Origin of the sequence: Microcoleus vaginatus FACHB-2002, from assembly GCF_040004035.1 — a bacterium.
In the GTDB taxonomy this organism is placed as follows: Bacteria; Cyanobacteriota; Cyanobacteriia; order Cyanobacteriales; family Microcoleaceae; genus Microcoleus; species Microcoleus vaginatus_C.
Window position 1 is genome coordinate 11,071 of the sequence record NZ_JAMPLN010000021.1, and the last position, 18,991, is coordinate 30,061.

Here is an 18,991-nt window from a genome sequence, read left to right on the forward strand (position 1 = left end):
AATTTCATCTGCGTTCATCTGTGTTTATCTGCTAATATCGGCGGTCAAAAAAACGCCCAATTAAACTACTTCGCAGCAGGTAAAGACAACTGAGGCGAAGTTTTAGGGTAGCTTCCATTCTCAGGAATTGCTGCCGGTTCCTGCGAAAGCAAAAACTCGCGAATTACCCTAGCAACTGCTCTTTGAGCTAAACCGCCGACTACTTTCTGCCCCATATTCTGCACTTCCGGTTTTACCAACAACTGCGGAAGTAGTTGCAATACTTTCATCGTGTCAAAACCGGGAGTTGATTGCAAAATATCCCAAATCCGCTTGATGTGTTCTAAGTTTTTTTGTTCAGTTGGTGAAACCACAGGTTGATTTGCCTTGACTCCAAACCATTCGCCGACGACTGCTTTGGCGTTAGCAAAAGCATTGCTGGAAAGTGTGTCAAGACTTTTGACTAATTCGAGGACAATACGATCGCGAATGAAATCTCCTCTTTCAGAAAATAAATATTCTAATGCTTGGTTCAAGAGTTTGCTGACATCGTAGTCCTCACTCTCGCGGGCATTGTTGAGCAAGTTTTCTAAGCGGTTCCAGCGGAATTCGCCTTGCTTGAACAGCAAATCTTGCAGAGATGCTCTCAATTCCGGTGCGGGGTCGCTCAACAGCCGTTTTGCTACGTAAGGATAAGCTTTGCTCAGCACTTTGAATTCGGGGTCAACGTTAATGGCAATCCCTTCTAACGTAACGAGCGATCGAATAATCAAAGCATAGTAAGCTGGAACTCGGAAAGGATATTCGTACATCACTGCCGAAAGTTCGTCAGTAATGCTTTTGAAATTTAGTTCGGCAACGCTAGCGCCCAAAGCATTGTTAAATACGCTGGCCAAAGCTGGAATAATTGGCGTCAAATCGGTGTCTGGTGTTAAAAATTCCAACTTGACATAATCTTTTGCTAAACCTTCAAAGTCGCGGTTCACCAAATGCACGACAGCTTCCAACAAGCCGTATCGCTGATAAGGTTTAACTTCGCTCATCATCCCGAAATCGAGATAAGCCAATTGACCGTCAGGAGTTGCCAAAAGGTTGCCGGGATGCGGGTCAGCGTGAAAGAAACCGTGTTCTAGGAGTTGTCTGAGAGAACACTGCACACCCACTTCAATTAAGTAAGGAGCATCGATTCCTTGAGCTTTAACGGCTTCTAAATTCGTAAGTTTGATGCCGGTGATCCACTCCATTGTTAAGACGCGGCGGCGGGTATATTCCCAGTAGATGCTGGGAACATAAATGTCTTTGATGTGGCCGTAGAGTTGGGCAAACCGTTCGGCATTTTGACCTTCCTGGGTGTAGTCCATTTCTTCGTAAATGCGCTCGCCCAACTCGTCCATAATGCTTGCGAGGTCACTGCGAATTATTTTGAAGTTGTTTTGTGCCCAAACTGCAAGACGCCGCAGGATGTAGATATCTAAGCCGATGTTTTCGGCTAAACCGGGTCGCTGGACTTTGATTGCGACTGTTTCTCCGGTTTTGAGTTTGCCTTTGTAGACTTGTCCGAGAGATGCTGCGGCGATCGGATCGGGGCTGATTTCTGCGTAGATGTCTTTGGGGTGGGCGCCCAATTCTTCTTGGATGAATTGATATGCTACTTCGTTTGGAAATGCTGGCAATTGGTCTTGCAGCGTTGTTAGTTCTTCTAAATATACTGGCGGTACTAAGTCGGGCCGTGTTGAGAGTGCTTGTCCGATTTTGATGAAAGCTGGGCCGAGTTGGGCCAGAATTTCTCGCAATCGGACGGCGCGACGCTTTTGGTTGGTGGCGGTACGACCTGTTTTGCCGTCGAACCACACACTGAAGGCAAAGCTAAAAAATGTCCAAACAACGCTCGACAGCCTTCCCCAGACTTGTAGAGGTCGATTTCGGTACAGCGCTGCGATCGCCACTGGATCGTACCGAACAGCATCTCCGGCCAACTCGAAAGCTATGTCTCTGGCTGATTTGAGCCGATCGCCCGTTACGACCTCGGTCTCTAGTGATACTGGTACTGCTTGCAGGGGAATTGTATTTGCATCTTGGAAATTGCCGAGTACAGCCTGAGTCCCTGAATTTACATAAGTTTGCGGGGAGGCTGGCGATACTGTCTTGACATTCATAAATCAGACCTAGTGTGAAGCATTGTAAATATATTGTAACAATTTAAGGAAGAAGACCCTTCTTCCTTCTTATATACTTACTCGCCGCTGCTGGATCTTTTGAGTCGATCGCGAATGCCTGATAGTTGCGCTTGGCTGCTGACGGGCGATCGAGGTTGGGGCATTTCGGTATCGGGCCAGTTCGGTAAGTCGTTACAGGGACAGAACTCCGGGGGCATTCCGGTTTGTTTGAACACTACGGGCATAGCGCAGCGGGCGCAGGCACTGATTTCCCAAGCTGGTGTCAGCAGTTGGGCAATTGTTTCGTTTGTGCCTTCGAGGTAACAGTCTCCGCTTTCGCGGGAGATGATTTTTTGCCAGCAGTCTTCAAATTCCTGGCTGTAGCGATCGCCCGCGTTTACCGATTTGGGCAGCAGCGCTTCGGAACCGTTGCGAATTAATACTTTTTTGCCTAACTGAAACCAGTAAGCAATATATTTTCTTACTTCACTATCTGATGCCATAACTTTTAGTCTACCCTTCAACTAATTGATTATTTTAGACTTTTAATTTGAAATTAGCGCTCTTTCTTAAGAGACATTTTAGCTTTTACATAATTTCAAAATTTGGCTATTCCTCATGTCAAATTGTTGGGCTGTTCCCCCTAGGAAGTAGGTTTTTTGACTAATTTATGTGACTCTTGACTTTTCAATCTTAGTTAAAATTATACCTGAGTTTCAGTTAAAATTGTCCATCGGGAAACCGAGATGTTTTCTCTCTTGTCGATCGCTACTCCGGCTGTTAATTTTTCGCTACAGGCGGCAGCGGGGTACCCAGAGCCCTTAGATCCAAGGCGTAACCTCCGGTGGCGAGATAAACATTATCGGCGATCGCCCCGATGTGGCGGACGAGATTGCCGAGGCGATCGCGAAACAGCCGCCCCGCCGGATAAGCAGGCACAACACCCCATCCGGTTTCTTCCCCTACCAAAATTACATCAGCCGCCGCCGACTTCAAACTAGCTAGCAAATCTTGCTGCGTAGTCGCCCAAACAGCAGCTTCTTGTTCCAAAAGATTTGCCGTCCAAGTTCCCAGGGAATCAATCAACAAGCAATCTGAGGGCTTGCTAGCCCGCACAACGGCCGATAATTCGATCGGCACTTCTAGAGTTGCCCAATCAACTGGACGGCGACTTCGGTGCTGATCGAGGCGACGAAGCCACTCCAAATCGGCTTCATCAACCTGGCCGGTAGCCACATATATTACTTGTTTTTCCGAACCCGCAGCCAGAGTTTCGGCCCATTCACTTTTGCCACTTCGGGCCGGTCCAGTTACTAAGATTAATTGTCTAGATGTGGTGGGTTCTGAGTTAGTCATTAGTTATTAGTCAGCAGTCATTAGTCAGATACAAAGGATTAAACACAATTACCAATAACCAATTACCCATTACCCATTACCCATTATGATTTAAACGGCCAACTACCAAATGCTTTTTAAGCGATAATAGCATTGATGAGACAATATCAGAGTAAGTCGATCGAGAACCCCCGTATTTCCCAAGCTGTTATTTATGCCAGATCATCCTCAGATATCAGCAATTATTTGCACCCACAATCGCGCCGCCTATTTAGGTGGGGCGATCGACAGCTTGCTGGTACAGGATTTTCCCGACAACTTTGAAGTAGTAGTAGTGGATAACGCTTCTAGCGATTATGCAAGCCCCGAAAGTTCGATTTCGCGCACCCGCGAGGTGGTAGAAGCAAGACAGGGCGACCGGCGCCTCAAGTACGTCTGGGAACCCGAAATCGGTCTGTCAGTAGCCCGGAACACCGGCGCTAAGCAAGCTCGCAGTGAAATATTAGCTTATCTCGACGACGACGCTATTGCTGAGCCGAATTGGCTCAGGGTGCTGCACAGCGCTTATCAAAGCAATCAAAAACTCGCCGTAGCTGGAGGCAAAGTCAATTTGCTGTGGCCTTCTGGAGTCAGCCCGCCCGAATGGCTGTCGCCGGGATTAGCCCAGAACTTGGGATCATACGATTTAGGCGACACTTGCCTGTACGTGACTGCTGCCGGTTTGACTCCCAGGGGAGTAAACTACTCAATCCGGCGCGCTTTTCTCGAACAAATTGGCGGCTTCGATGTCAAACTCGGTAGAGTCGGCAAAAAGTTGCTGTCAAATGAAGAGTTGCGGGCCACAGAATTAGCTTTAGAGTTAGGTTGGCAAGTAGTTTATCTACCGGAGGCCCTGGTGCTTCACAATGTCGCTGCAGAAAGGCTCAACAAAGCTTGGTTTCTACAGCGCGGGTGGTGGCAAGGCATCAGCGAGTGTTATCGCGAACAATTGTCCGATCGAGCCGGTATTGCTCAGCTTGGGCGGGGGGGTGAAAGAATATTGAGGGGTGTCTGGAAGTCTTTTAAATATATTAGAGATCCAGGGCTGCGCTTTGAAAATTTCGTTTTTGCCTGGGGTCAAATCGGTTATTTGAGCGCAGCCATCCGCGGCCTAATTTTTGCACCGAAATCGACCAGCAGGCATTAGGCTATAGGCAATATCCCTCGCTGCTCAAGTCGTCGGCGCGGCTGTGCCGATCGCACTTCATCCACCAAAACTCGACCGCATTTAGGTTCAAGCACTCGATTATGACATCTAGTTCATCCAAGATTCCGGTTTCAGTTCTCATTCCGGCAAAAGACGAAGAACTTAATCTACCTGCGTGTCTGGCCAGCATTGCCAGGGCGGATGAAGTTTTCATGGTTGATTCCCAAAGCAGCGATCGCACGGTAGAAATTGCTATCAGCACCGGCGCAAAAGTAGTGCAGTTTTACTTCGACAACCGCTGGCCGAAAAAGAAAAATTGGTCTTTGGACAATCTACCCTTTCGCAACGAATGGGTATTAATTGTCGATTGCGACGAGCGCATTCCGCCGGAACTTTGGGACGAAATCGCACAGGCGATCGAAGACCCCAATTTTGACGGCTACTACCTCAACCGCAAAGTCTTCTTTTTAGGTCAGTGGCTGCGTTACGGCGGCCGATATCCCGACTGGAATTTGCGTTTGTTCAAGCATCAAAAAGGACGTTACGAAAATCTCGGCACTGAATCCGTCCCCAATACTGGCGACAACGAAGTTCACGAACACGTCATTTTAGCTGGTCAAGTCGGCTACTTAAAAAATGACATGATCCACGAGGATTATCGCGATTTATTTCACTGGATAGAACGGCACAACCGCTATTCTAATTGGGAAGCTCGCGTTTATTACAATATTATTGAAGGGCGCGACGACAGCGGTACTATTGGCGCTCACTTATTTGGAGATGCAGTGCAGCGAAAACGCTTTCTCAAAAAAGTTTGGGTGCGGCTGCCTTTTAAACCAATGCTCAGATTTATGTTATTTTACTTTATTCAGCTCGGCTTTTTGGATGGAAAAGCTGGCTATATTTATGCAAGGTTATTGAGTCAATATGAGTATCAAATTAATGCCAAACTTTACGAGTTGCGTTGTTGTGGGGGTCAGTTGAATGTGGCAGAACCTGAGCCTACTCTGTCGCAGCCAGTAGTTATCACTCAGGAGACAGAAGTGAAATTGCCGTGAGAATATCTGTTAGTCCGCGCACCATCCGGATGAAAGTGTGTGCAGAAACGGTTTCAACCGGCGAGTCTCTCTTAGTCTGTTACTGAGGGACTTCGTTTGACAAGACGCGATTTTAACCGCCGGGTTTCTTGAGCTAATTAATACTTGAGTGAAGGCCACTTGCTAAGATACCTAAAATCTTACCTAAATCGTTGATAAAATATTCGACTAAATCAATTTCGATCGTCTGTTTTGTTAATTTCATAAATTTCCAGTTAGTGCCGGTGGTAACGGTACCGTAAATCACTGGAATTTCGTTGCCTTCCTTTTCATTAAAAATTTGCGCTGCCAACATTTCCGCTACGCATTGTCCCAAGCCAGCCAAAATATTTTCTTTTTTAGCTTCTACGACGGTAATAACGGGCGCAGTAACAAATAAAAGTTCAGGTGATTGACTGATGATAAAATCACAACTGCCGTTTAATCCTTTACTGGCATCCACACTAAAGTCAATGCCAGAAAACCAGCTAATTTGATAATTTAATTGTTTTCTGAGTTCGACGAGAATTGGAGCAATAATTAATTCCGATCGCGCTTTTTCTGTATTGCTACTAAGGGCTAAAGCTAGATTATCGCGCAGGGTTTCTTGGAGAAAATCGCTTGGTGTTAATTCGGGAATTTCTGTGAAAATATTAGAGCGCTCGGAAATCGTTAAATTAAAGTCTTTAGTTACTCGATTTAAAGTAAAATCACTGTAGGACATTAGTTATCTATTTCTATGGTTAAGGGAGATAAACAGATGTTATTTGATGAGTTCTTCTAGGGAGGGAAAAAGCAATTTTTCGGCGCTCACTTTTTCGCAATCACAAGGTTGTTGACTGGCTGATATTTCTGATACTTTTCCCAGCAGCAATTGGATGCTTTCGATTAGCAATGGTAGAGTTAATAAAATAATTGATGCTGATACCAGCAAGCTAATCAAGCCATCAGCCCAATTCCAGTGCAGCCACGCTACGGCGATCGCAGCTAAAATTACTCCAACCGACGAAAAAATGTCGGCGACTGCGTGCAGAAAGGCGCTTTTGAGATTTAAGTCGCCGTGACAGCAGGAATGCAAGCAACAAGCATTAATCGAGTTGATGCTTAAACCGACTACGGCGGTAATTAACATCGGCAGCCCTTCTACTTCGGGAGTTGGGGCCTGCAAACGCGCGATCGACTCAGCAGCAATCCAAAGGGCGATCGCCACTAAACTGATACTATTAATTAAAGCAGCAATGATTTCTCCTCGTTCAGGGATTGACGATTGTGCGATCGTACAATCTATGGATTTACTTTTGCGTTTGACTGAGGAGTACCAAGTCGCTGTCAAAGTTATTGCTAAAGCTGCTACATCTGAAAAAACGTGACCCGCATCTGCTAATAGGGACAAACTATGAGAATTAAGTGCAGCGATTAACTCTGCTACAAAAAAGCTGCTAAGCAATACCAATGCTGTTTGTAAAAGTCGCACTTTGCCAATTCTGGGATTTATATTCTCGCATTGTGCGGTATCCTTGGCGTTTTCAGAGTCAAAATTTTCCTTAACTAGAAATGTCATGCAGCAGCCCTTAAGGTTAAACTCGATTTTAAATTAAACATTAAATTAACTATCAATGACCGATTATATACCAAATCCGAACCAAGATCCGGAAAATTTTATCGCAAAGTCCCCAAATTCGGGAATAAACGATCGTGCAATTAGCTACAATCACGCAAATACTTTGACAGGCGAATCTTTAGTTGATTTGCGCCGCTACGATCAATCAAAGTTCGATCGAGGAAAGCCTACTTGGCTCATTTTGCTTTGGTGGTTCGTCCAGGCGATCGCATTTCCTCTCACTCCACACCCTTTTAATCGCATCAGAAGGGGGTTGCTGCGGTTATTTGGAGCGAAAATAGGTCGCGGTGTGATTATCCGCCCCACGGCTCGTTTTACCTATCCTTGGAAAATTGCCATCGGAGACTACAGTTGGATCGGAGATGATGTTGTATTGTACAGTCTCGATCGAATTGCGATCGGCAAACACTGCGTCATTTCTCAAAAAAGCTACCTCTGCACCGGCACTCATGACCCTCAAGACCCAGCCTTTCGCTTAATCACAGCACCTGTGATCATTAATAACGGCGTTTGGATTGCCGCCGACTGCTTCATTGGCCCTGGTGTAGAAATCGGTGCAAATGCTTTAATCGGAGCTCGCAGCAGCGTCTTTAAAAATATGCCTGCAGGCTTTATTTGCACAGGAACACCTTGTCGTCCCCGCTGTCAGCGAGAAATTAACCAAAGTTCGTAAGAGACATTGCACCGGGAAACTAAGCAGCTTTACAAGCTTGCTGCCGAATAGGAATTTCAATGACGAATTCTATTCCCTTTCCTAATCCAGGCTGGCAGTATAATCGTCCCCCATGCTTTTCCACGATAATTTGGTAACTGATAGATAACCCCAGCCCAGTTCCTTTACCGATAGGTTTGGTGGTAAAAAAAGGGTCAAATAGTTTCGGTTGTAAAGTTTCGCTAACTCCCCGACCGTTGTCACTAATATGAATAGCAACCCAATTCTCGTCAATTACTTTTGTACAGATTTGAATGCGGTTCGGGTGTTGTTTGATTTCTGCGAAGGAACGCTGCTGATTCGATTCATCTAAAGCATCAATGGCATTGGAAAGAATATTCATAAACACTTGATTTAATTGTCCGGCATGGCATTCTACTGGTGGAAGATGACCGTACTTTTTTATTAGTTCAATCTCAGGATGCTCTGGTTTGGCTTTTAAACGATGATGCAGAATGGTGAGTGTACTATCAATTCCTTCATGAATATTTACAGCTTTCACCTCTGCCTCATCTAGGCGAGAAAAGATTCGCATAGACTTGACAATCTCCTGGATGCGCTGCGTTCCTAAGTTGATTGAGTTAAGAACTTTGATAAAATCTTCCTCCACAAATTCCAGTTCTATTTCATCCATTGCTGCTTGAATCCGAGGGGTGGGATTTACATAATCTTCTTGATAGAGGTGTATAATTTTTAGTAAGTTATGAGCGTACTCTTTGGCATAACCCAGATTGCCAGATATGAAATTTATAGGGTTATTTATTTCATGAGCAATCCCAGCGGCCATTTGCCCTAAGCCGGACATTTTCTCGCTTTGGATTAACTTAAGTTGCATTTGTTTTAAATCATCATAGGCTTGGCTGACTTCTAAAACTTTTTGCTCCAATAAGGTATTTTTTTCTTCTAATTTATCAGCTAGAACATGAAGCTTTAAATGCAGCTTGACGCGAGCTAATACTTCCTCCTGTTGGAAGGGTTTGGTAATATAATCTACAGCCCCAAGCTTAAACCCCTCAACTTTATTAGCCGTATCCGAGAGAGCAGTCATAAATATAATGGGAATCTGTTTAGTTTCTGGATTAGCCTGTAATCGACGACAGGTTTCAAATCCATCAATTTCTGGCATCATGACATCTAGCAAGATTAGATCGGGGAGAGCATATTTGACTCGCTCTAGTGCCATTTTGCCAGATTTCGCAACCCGAACTTCAAATCCTTCTTGGCTTAAGGCATCAGATAAGACACCCAAGTTAGCTGAATTGTCATCAACTATAAGAATCGTACCATTTGCTTGAATTTCTGAATTCATAAACCTTACTTGTAGGACTGAATAAACGTTAAAAGCTCTTCGTCTTGAAAGTCCTTTGCCATTTGATGCAATCTTTTAGCAAAGGGAATGTATTGGGGATCTATTTCTTCCAGTAATACCGCCTGCTTAACTATTTCTAGGAAATTTCCTTTCATAGCTAGCTCATATAGCATTTCCATTTCTGTAGCAGGCGGGGCAATTAGCTCATCGGTGTCTGAGCCGATCACCAGTGGATCTTCATTAACTTCATAAAGCCATTCTAAATCAAGATACTGTTGTAATTTTTGTAGGAGTTCAGTTGCCTGAATAGGTTTTGGAATAAAGGCGTTGCCTCCTGCCTCTAAACTTCTGTATTGATCGGTTTCAAATACGCTGGCAGAAGAGACAATAATAACGGTGTCTTTGAAATTTTCCGATTCTCGAACCCGCTTAATCACCTCGAAGCCATCTAGCTCTGGCATTAATAGGTCGGTAACAATTAAATCTGGCTGCACCTCTATAATTTTTTCCCAGCCTTCAAGCCCATCGTTCGCTTCAAACACCTCAAAGCCGATCGGACTGAGCAAGTTGTTAATTACCGAACGGTTAGCCCATTTGTCATCAATAACCACAATCTTAGGTTGGCGGTCTTTGATGCCGATAATCTGCCCGTGATGGTCGATTTGAGACGTTTTCACCCATTCATCGGCTTGAGGCAGACTAACATCAAACCAGAAAATACTGCCAACATTCATCTCACTTTGAACCTGAATGGTACTGCCCATTAGTTCTACAATCCTTTGGCTAATTGCCAATCCCAGCCCGGTGCCCTCCGTCTGCCGTTTGCGATCTCCAACCTGCTCGAAGGGCTGAAAGATAGCTTGGAGTTGCTCTTGGGCAATGCCGGTACCTGTATCGCGTACTTCAAAGCGAATTTTTCCTTCTGTTGCAAAACTGACTATAAAAGTAACACTGCCCTCATCCGTAAATTTAATAGCGTTGCTCAAAAGATTAAATAACACTTGTCGCAAGCGTTTTTCATCCGCACGAATACCGATCGGGAGTTCGGGGCTGGATGGAAAATGAAAGTGAATTCCCTTAATTTCAGCTCGGATGCGACACATTTCTGCTACACCTTGCAGGAACGCCGGGAAATGAAAATCCGTGGGCATTAGTTCGACTTTCTGTGCTTCAATCTTCGACAAATCGAGAATATCATTGATTAACGTTAGTAAATGCGAACCGCACTGATAAATAACATCAATGCGCGATCGCTCTTCTTCATTCAAGACTTTGGAACGCTGAAGAATCTGCGCGTATCCCATGATGCCATTAAGGGGAGTTCGCAACTCGTGGCTCATGTTGGCAAGGAATTCACTTTTGGCCCGACTAGCTGCTTCTGCAGCTTCCCTGGCTTTTGCCTGTACGATTTCTGTTTGTTTGCGATCGTGGATATCGGTGCAAGTGCCAACCCACTCCCGGAGGCTGCCATCTTCATTCAGAATTGGCACCCCTTTAGCTTGAAAATAACGATAGTTTCCATCCGCTCCGCGGAGTCGATATTCTATGTCATACACGCTGTTCGTTTGCGCTGCTTCCATCCACACCTGATTCGCTCGTTCGAGATCGTCCGGGTGAATTGCCTCTAACCAGCCAGAACCAACCACCTCAGCTTCCGTTTGCCCGGTGTAAGCTCTCAGACTCGGTAGGTCTGGGCATCTTCCTTCAGCATCCGCTGTCCAGACAATTTGGGACGTAGCAGCGATTAGCGATCGATAGCGTTCTTCGCTTTGTTTGATCGCATCTTCGGCTTGTTTGCGATCGTGGATATCGCTACAAGTGCCAACCCACTCCCGGATGTTGCCATCTTCATCGAGAATTGGTACTCCCCTACCTTGAAAATAACGATAGTTTCCATCCGCTCCCCGGATTCGATATTCTATGTCGTACAGGGTTCTCGTTGTCACTGCTTCCATCCAGACCTGATTCGTTCGTTCGCGATCGTCCGGGTGAATTGCATCTAACCAGCCAAAACCAATTATCTCAGCTTCGGTTTGTCCGGTGTAAGCTCTCCAACTCGGTAGATCCGGGCATCTTCCTTCCACATCGGCTGTCCAGGCAATTTGGGATGTGGCAACTATTAGCGATCGATAGCGTTCTTCGCTTTGTTTTAGAGCATCTTCGGCTTGTTTGCGATCGTGGATATCGGTACAAGTGCCAATCCACTCCTGGATGCTGCCATCTTCATCCAGAATTGGTACCCCTCTAAGTTGAAAATAACGATAGTTTCCATCCGCTCCCCGGATTCGATATTGTATGTCATACAGAGTTTTCGTTTGCACTGCTTCCATCCACACCTGAGCCGTTCGTTCGCGATCGTCCGGGTGAATTGCATCTAACCAGCCAAAACCATCAGCCATCTCAGCTTCGGTTTGTCCGGTGTAAGCTCTCCAACTCGGTTGATCCACGCATCTTCCTTCAGCATCCGCTGTCCAGACAAGTTGGGACGTAGCAGCGATTAGCGAACGATAGCGTCCTTCGCTTTGTTTGATAGCATCTTCGGCTTGTTTGCGATCGCTAATGTCATTATTAATTTCCAGTTGGGCACAAGGCTTCCCTTCGCCGTCGCGCTGTAATGTCCAGCGACTTGCGACAATAATATGCCGACGATCGCGGGTGGTGTGCTGCAATTCTCCTTCCCAACTTCCGTGCTGGAAAAACTCTGCCCTTACGGTTTCTAACGGTGTAGGGAAGACGGTTTCCAAGAATGTGTGAATGTACTCCCCTACTACTTCCGCTTTTGTCCAACCATAGAGCTTTTCTGCACCTTGGTTCCAGTAGATGATGCGGTCATCCATATCCCGAATAATGATACTATCGCTGGCTAAGTCCAGTATTTCTAAGGTTTGACGGAGTGTTTGCTCGGCTTGTTTGCGCTCGGTAATATCTCGTGTTGTGGCGATGATGCCGAGGATATTACCATTAGCATCCCGCCAAGGAGCTTTTGTAGTGAAAAAGGTCACCGTGGTTTCACCCTGAGAGACATCTTCCTCGTAACTCTCAGTGATTCCTGCTGCCATGAGTTGGCGATCTTTCGCCATAATTGCACGGGCACTGTCAGGCGGCAGTAATTCCAAATCATCTTTGCCGATGATTTCCTCAATTGGCTTGCCTATGAAGTTTGCCAAATTGGAGTTAAGGGCAACATGACGCCCTTCCCGATCTTTAACAACAATGAAGTCTGGTGTACTTTCCAAAATCGAGTTTAGCAGTGCATTACGATCGCGCATCTGGGCTTCAGCTTGTTTGCGATCGTTAATGTTTCGTGCTATGGCGATAATACCGAGAATATTGCCTTGACCGTCCCGCCAAGGGGCTTTGGTGGTTAAAAAATAATTGCTGGTCTCACCATTAAAAATTTCTTCTTCGTAGGTTTCAGTAGTGCCTGCTGCCATAATCTCGCGGTCTTTTGCCATTATTGGAACGGCGGCCTCCGGGGGCATCAGTTCCGTATCATCTTTACCCACAATCTCCTCTATGGGTTTACCGTTAAAGAAGGAGTTTGCCACAAAGGAATTAAGGGCAACATATCGACCTTCCCGGTCTTTAACAACTATTATGTCTGGCGTACTTTCCAAAATAGAACTCAGCAAGACGTTGCGATCGCGCAACACAGCTTGCTGTTCGCGTAGAGCTTCTTCAGCTTGTTTGCGATCGGTAATATCTGTAATAGCCCCAACCCATTCCCCAATTGAACCATCCCCCTTCAGAATTGGTACACCACGACAACTCATGTAGCGATATTCCCCGTCATAGCGACGCATACGGAATTCAGATTCATAGAACGATCGATTGGCAACAGCAGTTAACCAGGCAGTGGCAATAGACGAGCGATCGTCTGGATGGATAGCGTTGCTCCCACCCCTTCCCTTGTAATCATCAAAGGTCTGTCCTGTAAATGCACTCCAAGTAGGTTGCTCGATCGCCATTTCGCCGTCCGCATTGCAGATCCAAATAATTTGAGCAGTGGCTTCGGTTAAAGAACGAAATCTTTCTTCACTTTGTTTCAGGACATCTTCTGCGGTTTTGCGATCGCGAATATCCCGCGTAATAGTGGCAATCCCTACGGGTTCATTAGTCTCTGGATGTTTAATCAGAAATAGGGTGTAATCTACCGCGATGGGTTGACCTGTCACGAAATTTCTGAAGCGGAAATCACTCCGCCAACTTCCCTCTTGCATCAGCGCAGGCAGGATATACTGCTGTACGAATTCCATATCTTCTGGCATGAAGAAATCGTTCATGTGTTTGGTTCTGGCTTCCTCCAAACTACTGAGTCCCACCAAATCCAGACCAGCCTGATTCACGAGTATAGGGCGACCATCCATTGAGGCAACGCCTATAAAGTCACGGCTATTCTCGATCGTGGTAGCAAGCAATTGCCGTTCTTCCTCTGCTTTTTTGCGATCGCGCAGTGCAGCTTGTTGTTCGCGAATATCCCGCACAATAGTGGAAATAAACTCGACTTCACCCGCTGCGGTTTTGTGGACGATCAAAACCTGGGAGACTGGAATTTCTTCCCCATCGCGTGACAAAAATAGGATTTCACCAGCCCACCTACCATCTCGCAAGGCGGTTGGAATTATTTCGTTGTGGAATTTTGCCTTTGCCGAGGGAGCTAATACAGAATCTATAGTAAACGGCGATCGTGCTTCTTCTGGGGAAATCCCCAGCATTTCCTGTCCGGCTTGGTTGAGATAGACGTTATGTCCACTGGCATCCGCAACTCCTACTAAGTCGGAAGTTGCTTCCAAAATTGCCGTCAGTCTTGCCTGCTTTTGTTCTGCCCGCTTGCGATCGCTAATTTCAATTACAATCCCACCAATACCAAAAATGATGCCATTTTCATCCCGCAAAGGATAGTAAGATGCTTCCCAGTAGCGGATGATGCCTGGTTCTTTCGCCGTTTCACCCACTACTTCACACTCAAGTATCGGCTGGCCCGTATCCAGAATGCCTTGCAGCATCGGTTCCAGAGTCGGAGCCAATTCTGGCAGCATTTCAGGCAGCGACCGACCAATATAGTCTGCCACACAAATGCCATCGATCTCTGCCAGAACTTCGTTTATTTGGACATACCGAAGTTGGCGGTCAAAAATCACCATTCCGGCGTTGGCACCCGCAAAAAAAGCGTCGAAGTGAGCCTGTCGCAATACCTGTGCTGTTGTGCTCTCTTGCCGTGGCGGTTGGGTTTTCTCTGGTGGGAATTTGCTCATGTTGGCTCGTGCATTTCAGCTATAATTCTAGAACTTCTTTCCAATTACGCGATCGCAAGGTTTTCCTTGGCTCCAATTTGGGTACTGAAGAAAACGTTCAGTAGGGCGACCATTAGGTTTTCAATCGGCTATATATGTATCCCTTGCGACACTATTTCCCTTAATTCTTCGGATGGATCGCCAAGTATTTCTATTTCTCATCAATTCTATTGCTAATCAATCCTGTCGGTAGAACATTGCTCACAACTTAACCTAGGGAAGCCTTTGTCAAGCAGCAATTATGCTCAGCATTTACTCAGGTTTTGGGTGGAGAACTTAGATTTGCGCGATCGAGCAATCATGCCTCGCACCATATTTATGCCCACTCACCCCCAACTCGCCAATTTTCTACTCCTAAACAAGCAGTATTTTAAGTAAAATTACGGATTGACAAATGCGATTAAGTTATAGTTAGTCCCCCATGTCGGTAGAATGCCAAGTATTCTTGGAACGTTATCAATTTTAGCTAAATCCCTTAAATTTTCACTTAGATATACACAAGACTGACGCAACTGGCAGAGTAATAGCAATATCTCTCCCACCAGTTAAAGTCATTGTAATACTTGGATATTTGACTTGTCCACTTAAATAGTCATTGAATAATCCCTGCTTCAGTTGATAACGGGACTTAAAAAAAATTAGTGGAGAGTATGATAAACTCGAATCGAGTTAATGTTGACTAAAGTTAGTAGAGTGAGCACTTTAATAATAGATGAGTCGGCTCTCGTATCGCGAAAAAGTGGCACACTAACCGCAGGCCTGCGAAGACCAGGTATCCTAAAAATTGGTAATAGGGAGAACTGCGTAGTATGAGGAACCACATCTCTATGTAACGACTTCACTTTTTTTACACTAAAAATAGGTTAAAATTTATGATAACGAGTTCGGTATTTTATTTTTACATTTGGTACTGAAGACTTTATTTTTTACTACTCCTTTAAAAAATGACAACACAAAAAACCTTATCACCTGAATTTAAATTGAATACAATACCAGAAGAAGTATTGACACAGATCTCGCAAATATTTACAGCTACCCTATTTACAATAGGTGAAAATCCTGTATCCCTGCAGTCACTGGTGGAACTACTCGTCTTGTTTATGGCTATCCTTGTGATAGCACGATTTTTTACCAATTTTCTTAAGGAAAGCTTGCTTGTCAGACTGGGAATTGACGAGGGAAATCGGGAAGCTATCGCAGTTATTGTTGGGTATTTAATAGTAGCTTTGGGGGTGATAGTCGCCATCCAAAGCATCGGCTTCAACCTCGCTTCTTTTGCAGTAGTAGCGGGGGGATTGGGAGTCGGCATTGGCTTCGGAATCCAAGATTTAACAACTAATTTCGTCAGCGGCTTAACGCTGCTTTTAGACAGACCTGTGAAAGTCGGAGACTTTGTGGAATTAGAAGGATTAATGGGAATCGTCAAAAAAATCTCGATTCGATCGACCATCATCGAAACAACTGAGGACTCCAGTGTCATAGTTCCCAACAGCAAAATGATTAGCAACAAAATTGTTAACTGGAGTTACGAAAACTCGCTACTCTGTCTGCGAGTTCCCGTAGAAGTAGCCGAGAATAGTAACCCGCTGTTAGTGACAGAAACTCTGTTAAATATTGCTTACGCGGAAGCGGGAGTTTTGTACGAACCGCATCCGAAAGTATTGTTTGTCGAGTTTGGTGATGATAGTTTTAAGTTTGAACTTTTAGTTTGGACAGACAGGCCGACTGAAAGAGAAGTAATTAAAAGTTCTTTGAATTTTGCGATTGAATACAATTTCAGACAGCAAAAAATCGAATTTCCGTTCAATGACAGAGAAATTTATTTGCAAAACCCCGAAGTTCTGTTGTCAATCTTCAACAAAAAAGAAACTGCAATTGAAATCCCCAACAGTTATTCTGAAAATGACCAAAAACAGCCAATTTGTGTAGATAAACTGAAAAAGCCATCGTCCCTTAGCTGTTTGCTACGAGAGGTGGAATACTTTGAAAACCTGACCGATCTTGAATTGCGGCAATTGATTGAAGTTGGATACCGCAAACGGCTGCGATCGCAAGAATATTTGTTTCACGAAAACGACCCCGGAGATGCTTTTTACATGATTCTTTCAGGTTCAGTAGAAGTTTTTGTGGAAGCTATTAACAAACATCTGAATAACCTCGGCACTGGTCAGTTTTTCGGGGAACTTTCTTTGATGTTGGGAATCCCCAGAACTGCTTCGGTGAGAGCTTTGGAAGAAACAATTTTGTTTGCGATTAATAAAGAAGGTTTCCAAAAAGTTTTAACTGAACAACCTGATTTATCTGAACTGATTATCAAAGAAATTGTCAAACATAAAGAAGAACTCAGCGAGAGACAGCAATTATTGCGTGAAATGGAATTGGTAGATGCAGCAGAAGAGGATGAAAATCCTGTAGAATGGGTGAGAAAACGGCTAAGAAATCTATTTAGTGTTTGAAATAATTTCTATGACGCGATTTATTCACGATCTTTTTGCCAAAGAATACCTGGAGGAATTGCTGCCGCCGATGGGAACGGTGAATATCGGTCGCGATGTGACTTCCGAAGTCCGAGAAATCGATGTTTACTTCACTCCCAGCACCGCAATTTCCGAATACTCAGAAACCCTGGGATTGTTGGGAAAAATGGCAAGCACAACTGCTATTTTTGAACCGTTTCGCAATCCGGCAAACGTCAGCGAAATTTGTAGCTGTCTGGGCAAGTTATTGAACGTGCGAGGTGAATTGGAGCGAAAACTTAGGAGAGAAAATACTCGCTATGATGATGCTCAGTTACTCAAACTGTGGATTTTGATGCCGACAGCATCGAAAGCATTGGTAGATAGCTTTAATGCGATACCAGACACAGAGAACTGGATGCAGGGAATTTATTTTTTGGGTGAATCTTTGCGAACTGCAATTGTGGCGATTCACCAGTTGCCAGAAACTCCAGAAACTATGTGGTTGAGGATTTTGGGCAAAGGGGGAGTGCAGCAAAGGGCTATTTCCCAATTAAGCGCTTTAGCTACAGACGATCCGTTGCGGATTATCGCGCTAGAATTGCTGTATCGGTTACAGTCAAATTTAGTAACCGATGTGCCACAAGAATTAGAGCCAGAAGAGCGGGAGTTAATTATGGCCATTGCACCACTTTTTCAACAACAAATACAAGCAGCACAGCAACAAGCTAGAGAAGAAGGACTAGAAGAAGGACTAGAACAAGGGCTAGAACAAGGGCTAGAACGAGGCAGACAAGAACAACAGCGCTTAATCTTAGAAAACTTTCTGCGAGTTAGATTTGGAGAATTAAGTCCAAAAATGACAGTATTTCTATCTCCAATATCCAAGTTGGCGGCGGCGGAATTTACAGTTTTGTTGCTGGCAATCTCGATGCTGACAGTCGATGAATCTGGGCGGGAAGCAGCGGTTAAATTGTTAGCTGAAAGTGCGTTGCAAATGCGATCGCCTGAATTGGGCGATCTTCTGCCTACAGCCGTTACTAATTTATTGGCATTGCCTGTGGCAGAATTGACCTTGTTTGTAGAACAACTGCCACAGTTATCGGCTGATGAATTGAGGGACAGGTTAGGAAAAACACCTGACTAAAACCTGCGATCGCAGCCATAAAGGGATCTCGCTCTTTATGGCTGTGATCGTTCTCAAATAAAATTCCTAAATTCTGTCGATCGCACTTAGGAATTGGACTGCGGGCCTAAAATCAAGTGCAGCAGACCGTCGATCAATCGATCGCGCTCCATTGGGATAATATCTTTGCCGTGCATCATATGCTGCGTTAACTGGAAATATACCAGCGATCCAATAAAAATCCGCGCCGTTGCCTCCGGATCTGGCAATTTTAACTCTGGATGCGATGCGAAATATTGAGTAAGCCGCTCAATTCCCGGTTTAGCTAAGTTTTTCACAAAAGTCTGCGCTAGCTGGGGAAAACGCCCCGACTCCGCAATCACTAACCTCACAAAATTGAGGAATTCAGGTTCCTGCGTCACCTGCTCTAATAGAGTTGTGGCAACGAATCGCAGCGCTACGGCCGGTTCTTCATCCAGAACTGTAAAATGGACTTTTTCTCGCGCCAGCCGCTGTACCAAGGCCACGAATAATCCTTCTTTATCTGCAAAATAGCTGTAAACCGTGGCTTTGGAAACTCCTCCCGTCTTCGCTACCTTGTCCATACTGGTGCCCGCGTAGCCGTGGGTTAAAAATTCTTGCATCGCACCTTGCAGGATTTGCTCGGTTTTGTCACCTCCTGCTGCGTCTGGTTCGATCGATTTTGTCCTGGCCATACCTTGCTTCTGTAATTTTTATTTA

14 protein-coding genes are annotated in these 18,991 nt (G+C 45.0%); 5 read left to right on the forward strand and 9 right to left on the reverse strand.

Going from position 1 to position 18,991, the window contains the following annotated elements; all coding sequences use genetic code 11:
• Nucleotides 1-65 precede the first annotated feature (65 nt).
• The 3 genes from NDI35_RS18095 to cobU form a co-directional block, all read right to left on the reverse strand.
• A complete protein-coding gene (locus NDI35_RS18095; protein WP_445313949.1) occupies nt 66-2,135 on the reverse strand; it encodes an ABC1 kinase family protein in 2,070 nt (689 codons plus the stop codon).
• Nucleotides 2,136-2,212: 77 nt separating this feature from the next.
• Nucleotides 2,213-2,638, reverse strand: coding sequence for a hypothetical protein (locus NDI35_RS18100; protein WP_445313950.1), 426 nt, complete (start codon nt 2,636-2,638; stop codon nt 2,213-2,215).
• A 277-nt stretch (nt 2,639-2,915) separates the two neighbouring features.
• Nucleotides 2,916-3,491, reverse strand: coding sequence for a bifunctional adenosylcobinamide kinase/adenosylcobinamide-phosphate guanylyltransferase (gene cobU / locus NDI35_RS18105; protein ID WP_445313951.1), 576 nt, complete (start codon nt 3,489-3,491; stop codon nt 2,916-2,918).
• 193 nt (nt 3,492-3,684) lie between these two features.
• On the opposite strand from cobU, the gene NDI35_RS18110 reads away from it, so the two are divergent.
• The gene (locus NDI35_RS18110; protein WP_445313952.1) at nt 3,685-4,656 is read left to right on the forward strand and encodes a glycosyltransferase family 2 protein; all 972 of its coding nucleotides are present in this window, start codon (nt 3,685-3,687) and stop codon (nt 4,654-4,656) included.
• A gap of 1 nt (nt 4,657) precedes the next feature.
• Here NDI35_RS18110 and NDI35_RS18115 read toward each other — a convergent pair whose 3' ends face one another.
• On the reverse strand, nt 4,658-4,870 hold the full coding sequence (locus NDI35_RS18115) for a hypothetical protein (protein ID WP_223300923.1): 213 nt from the start codon (nt 4,868-4,870) through the stop codon (nt 4,658-4,660).
• Here NDI35_RS18115 and NDI35_RS18120 point away from each other — a divergent pair.
• Nucleotides 4,797-5,714 (forward strand): glycosyltransferase family 2 protein, encoded by a 918-nt coding sequence (locus NDI35_RS18120; RefSeq protein WP_445314032.1) that lies wholly within the window; start codon nt 4,797-4,799, stop codon nt 5,712-5,714. The two genes, NDI35_RS18115 and NDI35_RS18120, sit on opposite strands and share 74 nt — an antisense overlap.
• Nucleotides 5,715-5,847: 133 nt before the next feature.
• Here the strand turns inward: NDI35_RS18120 and NDI35_RS18125 are convergent, their stop codons facing one another.
• Nucleotides 5,848-6,456 (reverse strand): hypothetical protein, encoded by a 609-nt coding sequence (locus tag NDI35_RS18125; protein ID WP_445313953.1) that lies wholly within the window; start codon nt 6,454-6,456, stop codon nt 5,848-5,850.
• 39 nt (nt 6,457-6,495) lie between these two features.
• Nucleotides 6,496-7,293, reverse strand: coding sequence for a cation diffusion facilitator family transporter (locus NDI35_RS18130; RefSeq protein WP_445313954.1), 798 nt, complete (start codon nt 7,291-7,293; stop codon nt 6,496-6,498).
• A 55-nt stretch (nt 7,294-7,348) separates the two neighbouring features.
• Between NDI35_RS18130 and hpsU the strand changes: the two genes are divergently transcribed.
• Nucleotides 7,349-8,026 (forward strand): hormogonium polysaccharide biosynthesis acetyltransferase HpsU, encoded by a 678-nt coding sequence (gene hpsU, locus NDI35_RS18135; protein ID WP_445313955.1) that lies wholly within the window; start codon nt 7,349-7,351, stop codon nt 8,024-8,026.
• Between the two features lie 19 nt (nt 8,027-8,045).
• Here hpsU and NDI35_RS18140 read toward each other — a convergent pair whose 3' ends face one another.
• Complete coding sequence (locus NDI35_RS18140) at nt 8,046-9,374, reverse strand: hybrid sensor histidine kinase/response regulator (protein ID WP_445313956.1); 1,329 nt, start codon at nt 9,372-9,374, stop codon at nt 8,046-8,048.
• A gap of 5 nt (nt 9,375-9,379) precedes the next feature.
• Nucleotides 9,380-14,629, reverse strand: a complete 5,250-nt coding sequence (locus NDI35_RS18145) for a PAS domain-containing hybrid sensor histidine kinase/response regulator (RefSeq protein WP_445313957.1) — start codon at nt 14,627-14,629, stop codon at nt 9,380-9,382.
• 983 nt (nt 14,630-15,612) lie between these two features.
• Between NDI35_RS18145 and NDI35_RS18150 the strand changes: the two genes are divergently transcribed.
• Nucleotides 15,613-17,124, forward strand: coding sequence for a mechanosensitive ion channel domain-containing protein (locus NDI35_RS18150; RefSeq protein WP_445313958.1), 1,512 nt, complete (start codon nt 15,613-15,615; stop codon nt 17,122-17,124).
• 10 nt (nt 17,125-17,134) lie between these two features.
• A complete protein-coding gene (locus NDI35_RS18155; protein ID WP_445313959.1) occupies nt 17,135-18,271 on the forward strand; it encodes a flagellar assembly protein H in 1,137 nt (378 codons plus the stop codon).
• 86 nt (nt 18,272-18,357) lie between these two features.
• On the opposite strand, the gene NDI35_RS18160 is transcribed toward NDI35_RS18155, so the two are convergent.
• Entirely contained in the window at nt 18,358-18,966 is a 609-nt protein-coding gene (locus tag NDI35_RS18160; protein ID WP_445313960.1) for a TetR/AcrR family transcriptional regulator, read from the reverse strand.
• Between the last annotated feature and the right edge of the window lie 25 nt (nt 18,967-18,991).

Coding starts and splice junctions, on each gene's coding strand:
- NDI35_RS18145 (WP_445313957.1), bottom strand. CDS start 14,629: ATGAGCAAATTCCCACCAGAGAAAACCCAACCGCCACGGCAAGAGAGC.
- NDI35_RS18130 (WP_445313954.1), bottom strand. CDS start 7,293: ATGACATTTCTAGTTAAGGAAAATTTTGACTCTGAAAACGCCAAGGAT.
- NDI35_RS18110 (WP_445313952.1), top strand. CDS start 3,685: ATGCCAGATCATCCTCAGATATCAGCAATTATTTGCACCCACAATCGC.
- NDI35_RS18160 (WP_445313960.1), bottom strand. CDS start 18,966: ATGGCCAGGACAAAATCGATCGAACCAGACGCAGCAGGAGGTGACAAA.
- NDI35_RS18100 (WP_445313950.1), bottom strand. CDS start 2,638: ATGGCATCAGATAGTGAAGTAAGAAAATATATTGCTTACTGGTTTCAG.
- hpsU (WP_445313955.1), top strand. CDS start 7,349: ATGACCGATTATATACCAAATCCGAACCAAGATCCGGAAAATTTTATC.
- cobU (WP_445313951.1), bottom strand. CDS start 3,491: ATGACTAACTCAGAACCCACCACATCTAGACAATTAATCTTAGTAACT.
- NDI35_RS18150 (WP_445313958.1), top strand. CDS start 15,613: ATGACAACACAAAAAACCTTATCACCTGAATTTAAATTGAATACAATA.
- NDI35_RS18155 (WP_445313959.1), top strand. CDS start 17,135: ATGACGCGATTTATTCACGATCTTTTTGCCAAAGAATACCTGGAGGAA.
- NDI35_RS18140 (WP_445313956.1), bottom strand. CDS start 9,374: ATGAATTCAGAAATTCAAGCAAATGGTACGATTCTTATAGTTGATGAC.
- NDI35_RS18115 (WP_223300923.1), bottom strand. CDS start 4,870: ATGAAAACTTCATCCGCCCTGGCAATGCTGGCCAGACACGCAGGTAGA.
- NDI35_RS18125 (WP_445313953.1), bottom strand. CDS start 6,456: ATGTCCTACAGTGATTTTACTTTAAATCGAGTAACTAAAGACTTTAAT.
- NDI35_RS18095 (WP_445313949.1), bottom strand. CDS start 2,135: ATGAATGTCAAGACAGTATCGCCAGCCTCCCCGCAAACTTATGTAAAT.